Below are 9,717 nucleotides of genomic sequence, written 5' to 3'. Positions count from 1 at the left end.
CTACACCAGCGGCCGGCCGGCCTTGATCCGCCGGTCCAGATCCCACAGCAGCACGTTGAACGGGAAGCGCCGGACAAACCGGGGCAGCATGTTGTTCACCGTCCTCAACACGGCGATCAGTCGGTCGAAGCGCCGCTGCTTGGCGGCATCCCACGAAAAGTGCATCTCGTCGCGGAATCGTTGCGGAAGAAAGCCAGTGGTGATCAACAGCGCGAGGCGTTCTGGCAGCCGGCGCACCGGCTCCGGCAGCGTCACGGCGCGCACCCGACCCACCGCGATCGGATACAGGTAGTCGCGAACTGTGTCGTCGATGTGGACCTCGTCCAGCTGCTCCTGCCAGTAGCGGTCGAACGCGGCCCGATCCGGCGGCCACATCTCCGGCGGCACCTGCAACGTCGTGCCGAGCACCATGCCGTCGCGGTAGTGGCGGTCGGCGTCCTGCTCGTTCAGCTCGCCGACGAACGTCCGATAGAAGTCGATCCCGCCCTTGTAGAGGCACGCTGCCACCCACAGCTGCAGATCCGGGTCGAACGCGTTGTACTCGACCGGGCTGTCGGGTGTCGAATACACCTCGGCATGCGCACGGTTCACCGCGCGGCGGAATGCCGCCTTCTGTGCGTCGGTACCGGCCATTGACACTGCAAGGTAAGTGAAAGTGGTGCGGGCCCGCTTGATCGGATGCAGGTCAGACCGGCCGCTTTCGACGCGGCTCTCCATGACGCCGTAGCCCACGCCTGGCCGCGCCAGCTGCATGATCACGTTGGCCGGGCCGAGCAGCAACGCCATTCCCATCAGCCCGTCGTCGAGACGGACTACTCGCTTCTGACGGCGGGTCAACCGGGCTCTCGGTGGATCACTCATCGTGCGCTCGACATGGCTGATTGGCTCGCTGACCGTCATCGGACACCTACCCCGCTAATTGTGAGAACGCGTGTTTCCTGATATTGCAGCCCGACGCGAACCGATGTCAAGATGGCATCCATGGGCTCAGCCCCGACGACGAGCGCACGGCCATACCGCGGTGTCGAGGCGGCCGACCGCCTGGCAACCCGCCGGGCCAGACTGCTCGCGGCCGGCCTCGATCTGCTGGGCGCCGACCGGCAGGACGCCGCCGAATTGACTGTTCGCGGCATTTGTCGCCGGGCCGGCCTGGCCGCCCGCTACTTCTACGAAAGCTTCGCCGACAAGGATGAGTTCGTTGCGGCGGTCTTCGACTGGGTGATTGCCGACCTGGCCACCACGACACAGGCCGCGGTCGCGGCCGCACCGCCGGAGGAGCAGACCCGCGCCGGTATGGCCAACGTCGTGCGGACCATCGGCGGCGACCCCCGGGTGGGTCGTCTGCTGTTCAGCGCGCAACTTGCCAACGCCGTGCTGGTGCGCAAACGTGTCGAGTCCAGCGCGCTGTTCGCGATGCTCTCCGGCCGTCATGTCGAGAACGCGCTGCGGGTTCCGGAGAACGACCGGATCAAGGCCGCCGCTCATTTCGTCGTCGGTGGGGTGGCACAGACGATCAGCGCCTGGCTGGCCGGTGCAGTGCGGCTCGACCCCGATCAGCTGATCGACCAGCTCGCGTCGCTGCTCGGCGAGCTCGCTGACCCGAGCCTGTATCGCGACTGAATCCGGCGCGGTGGGTTAGTGGGCGGCCGGGACGCGGCGGTCGGCCGCGGTGCGCGGCACGGTCTGCGTATCCGTTGTCGTAAATTCCTTTGTCCAACAGGCAAACTCAAGCGTGATCCCGTCGGGGTCCTGAAAATAGAATGACCGCACATACACGCCGGGATGCAGCGTGGGCGAGACCTGCATCTGGCTCTCGTCGTGGTTGAGCACCGGGCCGACCCGGACGCCCTTGGCCTTGAGGCGCTGACGATAATCGTCGAACTTCTCGGCCGGGACATGAAACGCCAAGTGGTTCATGGTGCTGACGGCACTGGTGATCTCGCCGATGCCGGGGATGGCAGCCGGCGACGAGAGCCCGGGTACCCGGTCAGGTGCATCAGCGAACCAGAAGAACGCGACGCAGTCACCGTTGCCGGCGTCGAAGAAGAAATGCTGTCCGGCCCCCCCGGGCAGGTCGAGCGATTTGATCAGCGGCATGCCCAGGATGTTGCTGTAGAAGTCCACGGTGCGAGCCATGTCCGAGCACACCAGCGCGACGTGGTTGATTCCGCCGAGTTCGAACTCGGAATTGGTGTTGTGCGGCTTGATCATCTCCGGGCTCCCGTCCGTCGGCATTGCGCGTCGCTGGTTTCGTGGCGGAGATCCGAATCTGAACCTAACATCACATTCAGTTCTCAAGAAGAGGGGACGTACTCGTGTCCACCGTGTCCGAGCAGTCGACCCGGCGTGCCCAGTTACCGACCGACCGCGGCCGCCGGACGCAGGCCGCCATCGACGCCGCCGCTCGTACAGTGATTGCCCGCAAAGGCATCCTGGCCGCGACCATCGCCGATATCGCCGCGGAAGCGGGCCGATCGACGGCGTCGTTCTACAACTATTACGACTCCAAAGAGGCGATGGTCCGCGAATGGGCGCTGCGGTTTCGTGACAAGCCAACCAGCGGGCGCTGACCTTTATCCGCCATGGCCTACCCAACCGGGAGCGAGCGCAGCAGGCTGCGGCAGTGGATTGGCACACCTATCGAAACCGGCTGGCGGAGATGATCAGCGTATCGCAACTGGCGATGATCAACGACGACTTCGCCCGGTACTGGGCCGAGATTTGTGCCATCCCAACCTCTTTCATCACCGAGATGGTGCGGCGCGCCCAAGCGCAAGGCTACCAACTCGCCGGTTCCGGGTCGAGCCCGGCGGGCGCCCCCGATGATCAGGCCTGCATCGACACGTTGGCGAACATCCTCTACCGTGCCTTCTATTACAAGGAGGTCCGCTGAGGTGAGTCGCACCACCGGCACGCCCGGGGTCATCCGCGAATTCATCGGGCTGCCGTCGCCGACCGGCCGGCGCGCCGGTGCGGGCGGACACCCCTGCCAGGGGCTGTATCACCGCGGCGTCGGACGCAAGCCAAAGGTCGCGATGATCGCCGCTCATTACCAAATCGACTTCTCCGAGCACTATCTCGCCGATTACATGGCTACCCGCGGCATCGGTTTCCTGGGCTGGAACACCCGGTTCCGTGGTTTTGAGAGCGCCTTTCTGCTCGACCATGCGCTCGTCGACATCGGTGTCGGTATTCGCTGGCTGCGCGAAACGCAGGCGGTCGAAACCATTGTTTTGCTGGGTAATTCCGGCGGCGGTTCGTTGATGGCCGCCTACCAGGCGCAGGCGGTCGAACCCAACGTCACTCCACTTCCGGGAATGCGGCCCGCGGCCGGGCTGACCGACCTGCTGCCTGCAGACGGCTATGTCGCCAGCGCCGCCCATCCCGGCCGTCCCGACGTGTTGACTAAATGGATGGACGGCGCCGTCGTCGACGAGAACGACCCGGTTGCCACCGACCCCGACCTCGACCTGTTCAACGAACGCAACGGACCGCCGTACTCGTCGGAGTTCCTGACCCGCTATGGGTCAGCGCAGGTGGCGCGCAACAACGCGATTACTGACTGGGCCGAAAAGGAGCTGAAACGTGTTCGTGCAGCAGGGTTTTCCGATCGCCCCTTCACGGTGATGCGGACCTGGGCCGATCCGCGGATGGTCGATCCGACTATCGAACCGACCAAACGCCCGCCGAATATGTGTTACGCGGGCGTGCCGGCCAAGGCCAACCGTTCCGCGCATGGGATCGCAGCCGCCTGCACACTGCGGAACTGGTTGGCGATGTGGAGTCTGCGGACCGCCCCGACCCGGGCCGAGCCGCATCTGGCACGGATCACCTGCCCTGCCCTGGTGATCAACGCCGAGGCCGACACCGGGGTGTTCCCAACGGATGCCCAACGCATCTATGACGCGCTGGCCGGCAGCGACAAAACCCTGTGCGCGATCAACACCGACCACTATTTCACCACGCCGGGGGCGCGCAGCGAGCAGGCTGACACGATTGCCAAATGGATTGCCAAGCGGTGGCGTTAAGGGTCCTCGCCCATTTCGTTCCCGGTCCCAGGGTGCTGGAATTTCTTGCGCCCGAGGCTGATTGGCTTGACATCCGGTGGTGCGCCGACGATGACTCTGCGGATTCGCAAGCCGCGTTCTACCGGGAGTTACCCAATGCTGACGTGATTTGGCATGTGCTGCGGCCACTTTCCGGCGCCGACCTGCTGCGGGCGAACCGGCTGCGGCTGGTCCACAAGTTCGGCGCCGGGGTCAACACCATCGACGTCCACACCGCCACGAAGCTTGGTATCGCAGTCGCCAATATGCCCGGTGCCAACGCGCCGTCGGTGGCCGAGGGCGCGGTGCTGCTGATGCTGGCCGCGCTGCGTCGACTGCCGGCGCTGGACCGTGCCACCCGCGAGGGTCGCGGTTGGCCACCCGACCCACAGCTGGGCGAAACCGTGCGCGACGTCGGCGCCTGCACCGTCGGCCTGGTCGGCTACGGCGATATCGCCAAACACGTCGCGGGCATCGTCGCCGCGATGGGCGCCACGGTGCTGCATACCAGCACCCGCGACGACGGGTTGCCGGGCTGGCGGCCGCTGCCGGAGCTGCTGGCCGCCAGCGACATCGTCTCGCTGCATCTGCCGCTCACCGATGACACCCATGGTCTGCTGGGCCGCGGCGCACTGGCCCGCATGAAACCCGGTGCGGTGCTGGTCAACACGTCGCGCGGGCCGATTCTCGACGAAGGCGCCCTGGTCGAGGCTCTGCGCGACGGGCGGTTGGCGGCGGCCGGCCTGGACGTCTTCGAAGTCGAACCGGTCTCGCCGGACAACCCGCTGCTGAGCTTGGACAACGTCGTGCTCACGCCGCACGTCACCTGGTACACCGTCGACACCATGCGGCGCTATCTGGTCGAGGCCGTCGCCAACTGCCGTCGGCTGCGGGACGGGAAGCAGCTAGCCCATGTCGTCAACCAACCGACCGGTTATTAGATTGAGGGATGAAGGCCCAACGGAAGGCGACCAATGCCGATCGCGATAACTGCTGAGCATCAAGACCTGGCCGATTCAGTGCGATCCCTGGTGGCGCGGGTGGCGCCGTCGGAGGTCTTGCACGCCGCACTGGAAACACCGATCAACAACCCACCGCCGTACTGGCAGGCCGCGGCAGAACAGGGCCTGCAGGGTGTGCACTTGGCCGAATCGGTCGGCGGGCAAGGTTTCGGCATCCTCGAGCTTGCGGTGGTGCTCGCCGAGTTCGGCTACGGCGCAGTGCCCGGCCCGTTCGTGCCGTCGGCGATCGCCAGTGCACTGATCGCAGCACACGACCCAGACGCCAAGGTGCTGGTGGACCTGGCTGCTGGGGCGGCGATCGCAGCGTACGCGCTGGACTCCGGGCTCACCGCGACGCGGCATGGCGACACCCTGGTGATCCGCGGAGAGGTCCGCGCCGTGCCCGCGGCCGGCGAGGCATCGGTGCTGGTGTTGCCGGTGGCGATCGACAGCGGCGAAAAGTGGGTGGTGCTGCGCGCCGATCAACTCGAGATCGAGCCGGTCCGCAGCGTCGACCCGCTGCGACCCATCGCGCACGTGCGTGCCAACGCCGTCGAGGTCGGTGACGATGCCGTATTGAGCAATCTCAGCGTCGTCGCCGCGCATGCGCTGATGTCGACGCTGCTGTCGGCCGAGGCCGTCGGGGTCGCGCGGTGGGCCACCGACACCGCGGCGGAATATGCGAAGATCCGTGAGCAGTTCGGCAGGCCGATCGGTCAGTTCCAGGCTGTCAAGCACAAGTGCGCCGAGATGATCGCCGACACCGAGCGGGCCACTGCAGCGGTGTGGGATGCGGCCCGCGCTGTCGACGAGGCGAGCCAAAATAATTGGGACACAGGGGGTTCAGCGGTCGAGTTCGCCGCGGCGGTCGCGGCGACATTGGCGCCGGCGGCTGCGCAGCGGTGCACTCAAGATTGCATCCAGGTGCACGGCGGTATCGGGTACACCTGGGAACACGACACGAACGTCTACTACCGTCGCGCGCTGATCCTGGCCGCCTGCTTCGGCCGCAGGTCCGAGTACCCGCAGCGGGTGGTCGATACCGCGACGAGCACGGGGACGCGCAAACTCGACATCGACCTGGATCCCGACACCGAGAAATTGCGGGCGGACATTCGTGCCGAGGTCGCCGCGCTCAAGGCGATGCCCCGCGACGACCGCACGACCGCCATCACCGAAGGCGGTTGGGTGCTGCCGTATCTGCCCAAGCCCTGGGGACGGGCGGCCGACCCCGTCGAGCAGATCATCATCGCCCAGGAGTTCACCACTGGGCGGGTGAGGCGGCCGCCGATCGGCATCGCGGCTTGGATCGTGCCCTCAATCGTGGCCTTCGGTAACGACGAGCAGAAACAACGTTTCCTGCCGCCGACGTTCCGCGGCGAGATGATCTGGTGCCAGTTGTTCTCCGAGCCGGGTGCCGGATCCGACCTGGCCGGGCTGAGCACCAAGGCGACCAAGGTCGACGGCGGCTGGCGCATCAGCGGACAGAAGATCTGGACCACCGCGGCCCAGTTCTCGCAGTGGGGCGCGCTGCTGGCCAGGACCGACCTCAGCGCGCCAAAACATAATGGCATCACCTACTTCCTGCTGGATATGAGCAGCGAGGGCATAGACGTGAAGCCGCTGCGTGAGCTCACCGGTGGCGCGATGTTCAACACCGTGTTCATTGACGACGTGTTCGTGCCCGACGAGTTGGTGCTCGGTGAAGTGAATCGGGGCTGGGAGGTCAGCCGCAACACGCTGACCGCCGAGCGGGTGTCGATCGGCAGCAGCGAAGCACCGTTTTTGGCCAACCTGGACCAGTTCGTCGAGTTCATTCGCGACGGACATTTCGACCAGATTGCCCAGAACCGCGCCGGCCGGTTGATCGCCGAGGGCCATGCCGCCAAGGTGCTCAACATGCGTTCAACGCTTTTGACGTTGGCCGGCGGAGACGCGATGCCGTCGGCGGCGATCTCTAAGCTGCTGTCGATGCGCACCGGGCAGGGCTACGCGGAGTTCGGGGTGTCTTCGTTCGGCACCGACGCCGCGATCGGCGACCCCGACACGCCGCCGGGCAAGTGGGACGAGTACCTGCTGGCCAGCCGTGCCACCACAATTTATGGCGGCACCTCCGAGGTACAGCTCAACATCATCGCCGAGCGTCTGCTCGGGCTGCCGCGCGACCCGTAGTCCTGCACACAAAAATCCACGCCGACCTGACTGTTGTCAGATCGGCGTGGATTTTCCTTCGGCGGGAGCGGCGACCCTATTTCCGGTTGGGAGAGGCTAGTCGCCATTCACCGGCCGGATCCGGCTCGCCGCGCCTACCGCTCCTCCCCAGGCCTAGGCGATGTGTATGCCGCCGTGGCGGTGGGTGTGGTGGTGGTGACCCCAGCCCCACCAAACGGGGGCGACGTGATACGGGCCACCCACGGTGGGCGCTGGTACTGCGGAGGCGGCGTTGGCCGCGGGGGTCGCGCCGAACAGCATTGCGCCGGCCACGGCGCCTGCGCCGATCGCACCAACTGCTAGGCGACGGGCCGAGGACATCGAAGTGGATAGTGAGATCGACATTTTGGTTGCTCCTTTGTCATCTTGGTCATCTGGGGGACTGACACCAAGAACGCTAAATCCCAATCCTTAGCAAACGCTAAATTAGCACCTTAATAATGCTGAGAATATGGCGCATCGCTCCGACCAGCTATTTCTAGCTTCTATGCCTGCGCTGCAAATAGCGTTCTATTCATGGATTACTGTATTCATGACCTCATGAGGTACGTCCGTACTGGTTTCAGTAACTACGGATGTGTCCATATGACCTGTTCAAATGGTATTTACTGGTCTACTGATCTCCGGATCTCCGTGCTTCATTAGCTAAGGGTAATTGTCAGTAATGTGCACAAATTACTTTGGAAATCCTGCTCCATTCGCTACGAGGTAGCGAACTATTTTAGCTGCCGTTAACGACGCTGACTGGCGCGCTGTCTTCTATATGTAGCAATCACAATCTGACGTGTCGATATAAATTGATGCAATCGTCCCGACGATCGGCCCAACCCGAATGAGCTGGGCCGCCGGCGCTGACCACGGCATCCGTGGCGCAGACACGCACACCCGGCCACGGATGCACGACTCCGCTTTGACGGACATACTTATGTCCTGATCTACTGAAAACTCACGCCGACGGAAGGTCACCCATCCGCATGGAACCCAGCTCCCCATCGTTCCGGGCCACGCCACACCGGCGCGCGGACGCCGCGGCACCGACCGAACGCCTCACCAACGTGCGACAGAAACTCGACCACCCTTCCCGCGGCCAACGAACGAGACGGACCGTCGATCTGACCCCCGCGACGCACCGAGCCCTGGACATCTGGCAGCGAGACGCCGCCGACCGCCTCGGATACGCCCGCGTCACCGGACAAGAGGTCCTTTGCGCACTCATCGAGCTGCTGTTGTCCGATGCCAAGCTCTCTGCTGAAGTGACCCGGAGTATCCGGGAACGACGCTGACCCTGCTAGCTTCGCCGTCATGGCAGAAGCGCAGCGTCCCGATCGCCGCGAGCAAGCAGAGCTCGACGAGCGCAGCACCCTCGAGTCATTCCTCGACGACTATCGAGACATCGTGGTGCGCAAGGTTTCGAATTTGTCCGATGCCGATGCTCGCCGCCGACTCGTCGCCTCGCCGACAACCGTGGGCGGGCTGATCAAGCACCTGCGATGGGCGGAATACGGCTGGTTCGAACAGCTTTTGCAGGAACGAAGCGATGACAACCGTCGCCGGCACGAACGCTCCTGGGAGTTCGAGTTTCTCGCAGGAGAGTCACTGCCGACGCTGATCACCGAATATCAGGCCCAGTGTGCGGAGTCCCGGCGTATCGCTGCACGGTATCCACTCGATCACGTGGTGCCGCATCGTCGCATCGGGCAGGTATCGGTGCGCTGGATCTACGTGCACATGCTCGAGGAGACCGCCCGCCACACCGGACAACTCGACATCCTGCGCGAACAGCTCGACGGCGCAACCGGATTCGACGGCTGAGCTAGTCGGCTAGTCGACTTCGAGGTCGCGCAGCTCGCGTTTGAGGATTTTGCCGGTCGGGTTGCGCGGCAATTCGTCGAGGAAGATCACCTCGCGCGGCACCTTGTAGCGGGCCAGGTGGTCGCGCACGTAGTGCTTGATGGCGTCCTCGTCGACGCCGGCGCCATCCTTCTTGACCACGAACACGCGCAGCCGGTGGCCCCACTCGTTGTCTTCGACACCGATCGCGGTGGCCTCCACGACGTCGGGATGCCCGCTGATCAGGTCCTCGACCTCGGCCGGGAAGACGTTCTCGCCGCCGGAGACGATCATCTCGTCGTCACGGCCGCTGACGTACAGCAGACCGTGCTCGTCGAAGTAGCCGACGTCGCCCGACGACATCAAGCCGTCGATGATCTGCTTGTGACCGCCGCCGGTGTAACCCTCGAACGGGAAGGCGTTGCCGACGAAGATCCGCCCGACGTCACCCTGCGGCAACTCCTTGCCGTTGTCGTCGAGGATCTTGACCTTCACGCCCTTGACGACCGGTCCGACCGTTGCGGCGTTGTGCTCCAGATCCTTGGGCCCGGCGATGGTGGCGAAGGCGACCTCGGTCGAGCCGTACATGTTGTAGACGACAGGGCCGATGTCTTTGAGTGCGCGGTTGG

The 9,717-nt window shown here is 64.8% G+C and carries 10 protein-coding genes and 1 pseudogene; 7 read left to right on the top strand and 4 right to left on the bottom strand.

What is annotated here, in order from left to right:
- Positions 1-900: an oxygenase MpaB family protein gene (locus VEI45_RS25300; RefSeq protein WP_324857403.1), complete on the bottom strand. Its 900-nt coding sequence runs from the start codon at positions 898-900 to the stop codon at positions 1-3.
- Positions 901-981: 81 nt separating this feature from the next.
- On the opposite strand from VEI45_RS25300, the gene VEI45_RS25295 reads away from it, so the two are divergent.
- Complete coding sequence (locus tag VEI45_RS25295) at positions 982-1,620, top strand: TetR/AcrR family transcriptional regulator (RefSeq protein ID WP_324857401.1); 639 nt, start codon at positions 982-984, stop codon at positions 1,618-1,620.
- 15 nt (positions 1,621-1,635) lie between these two features.
- Here VEI45_RS25295 and VEI45_RS25290 read toward each other — a convergent pair whose 3' ends face one another.
- Entirely contained in the window at positions 1,636-2,211 is a 576-nt protein-coding gene (locus VEI45_RS25290) for a VOC family protein (RefSeq protein ID WP_324857405.1), read from the bottom strand.
- A gap of 113 nt (positions 2,212-2,324) precedes the next feature.
- Here VEI45_RS25290 and VEI45_RS25285 point away from each other — a divergent pair.
- The 4 genes and pseudogenes from VEI45_RS25285 (at position 2,325) to VEI45_RS25270 (ending at position 7,219) form a co-directional block, all read left to right on the top strand.
- A pseudogene (locus VEI45_RS25285) lies at positions 2,325-2,893 on the top strand (TetR/AcrR family transcriptional regulator).
- A 1-nt stretch (position 2,894) separates the two neighbouring features.
- Positions 2,895-4,028, top strand: coding sequence for an alpha/beta hydrolase (locus VEI45_RS25280; protein WP_324857400.1), 1,134 nt, complete (start codon positions 2,895-2,897; stop codon positions 4,026-4,028).
- Positions 4,004-4,987 (top strand): 2-hydroxyacid dehydrogenase, encoded by a 984-nt coding sequence (locus VEI45_RS25275; RefSeq protein WP_324857398.1) that lies wholly within the window; start codon positions 4,004-4,006, stop codon positions 4,985-4,987. The genes VEI45_RS25280 and VEI45_RS25275 overlap by 25 nt, the downstream gene beginning before the upstream one ends.
- Positions 4,988-5,020: 33 nt before the next feature.
- Positions 5,021-7,219: an acyl-CoA dehydrogenase gene (locus VEI45_RS25270; RefSeq protein WP_324857396.1), complete on the top strand. Its 2,199-nt coding sequence runs from the start codon at positions 5,021-5,023 to the stop codon at positions 7,217-7,219.
- Positions 7,220-7,372: 153 nt separating this feature from the next.
- On the opposite strand, the gene VEI45_RS25265 is transcribed toward VEI45_RS25270, so the two are convergent.
- On the bottom strand, positions 7,373-7,603 hold the full coding sequence (locus VEI45_RS25265; RefSeq protein ID WP_324857394.1) for a hypothetical protein: 231 nt from the start codon (positions 7,601-7,603) through the stop codon (positions 7,373-7,375).
- Between the two features lie 629 nt (positions 7,604-8,232).
- On the opposite strand from VEI45_RS25265, the gene VEI45_RS25260 reads away from it, so the two are divergent.
- Both VEI45_RS25260 and VEI45_RS25255 read left to right on the top strand, forming a co-directional pair.
- A complete protein-coding gene (locus tag VEI45_RS25260; RefSeq protein ID WP_324857392.1) occupies positions 8,233-8,541 on the top strand; it encodes a hypothetical protein in 309 nt (102 codons plus the stop codon).
- A 19-nt stretch (positions 8,542-8,560) separates the two neighbouring features.
- Positions 8,561-9,070 (top strand): DinB family protein, encoded by a 510-nt coding sequence (locus VEI45_RS25255; protein WP_324857390.1) that lies wholly within the window; start codon positions 8,561-8,563, stop codon positions 9,068-9,070.
- A gap of 9 nt (positions 9,071-9,079) precedes the next feature.
- On the opposite strand, the gene VEI45_RS25250 is transcribed toward VEI45_RS25255, so the two are convergent.
- On the bottom strand, positions 9,080-9,717 hold a 638-nt coding region (locus VEI45_RS25250), incomplete at its 5' end, for an AMP-binding enzyme (protein WP_324857388.1).

The sequence above is a fragment of the Mycobacterium sp. genome (assembly GCF_035623875.1).
Taxonomy (GTDB): Bacteria; Actinomycetota; Actinomycetes; order Mycobacteriales; family Mycobacteriaceae; genus Mycobacterium.
This window is presented reverse-complemented; position numbering and strand designations above follow the sequence as displayed.

Coding starts and splice junctions, on each gene's coding strand:
- VEI45_RS25300 (WP_324857403.1), bottom strand. CDS start 900: ATGACGGTCAGCGAGCCAATCAGCCATGTCGAGCGCACGATGAGTGAT.
- VEI45_RS25295 (WP_324857401.1), top strand. CDS start 982: ATGGGCTCAGCCCCGACGACGAGCGCACGGCCATACCGCGGTGTCGAG.
- VEI45_RS25290 (WP_324857405.1), bottom strand. CDS start 2,211: ATGATCAAGCCGCACAACACCAATTCCGAGTTCGAACTCGGCGGAATC.
- VEI45_RS25275 (WP_324857398.1), top strand. CDS start 4,004: ATGGATTGCCAAGCGGTGGCGTTAAGGGTCCTCGCCCATTTCGTTCCC.
- VEI45_RS25270 (WP_324857396.1), top strand. CDS start 5,021: ATGCCGATCGCGATAACTGCTGAGCATCAAGACCTGGCCGATTCAGTG.
- VEI45_RS25265 (WP_324857394.1), bottom strand. CDS start 7,603: ATGTCGATCTCACTATCCACTTCGATGTCCTCGGCCCGTCGCCTAGCA.
- VEI45_RS25260 (WP_324857392.1), top strand. CDS start 8,233: ATGGAACCCAGCTCCCCATCGTTCCGGGCCACGCCACACCGGCGCGCG.
- VEI45_RS25255 (WP_324857390.1), top strand. CDS start 8,561: ATGGCAGAAGCGCAGCGTCCCGATCGCCGCGAGCAAGCAGAGCTCGAC.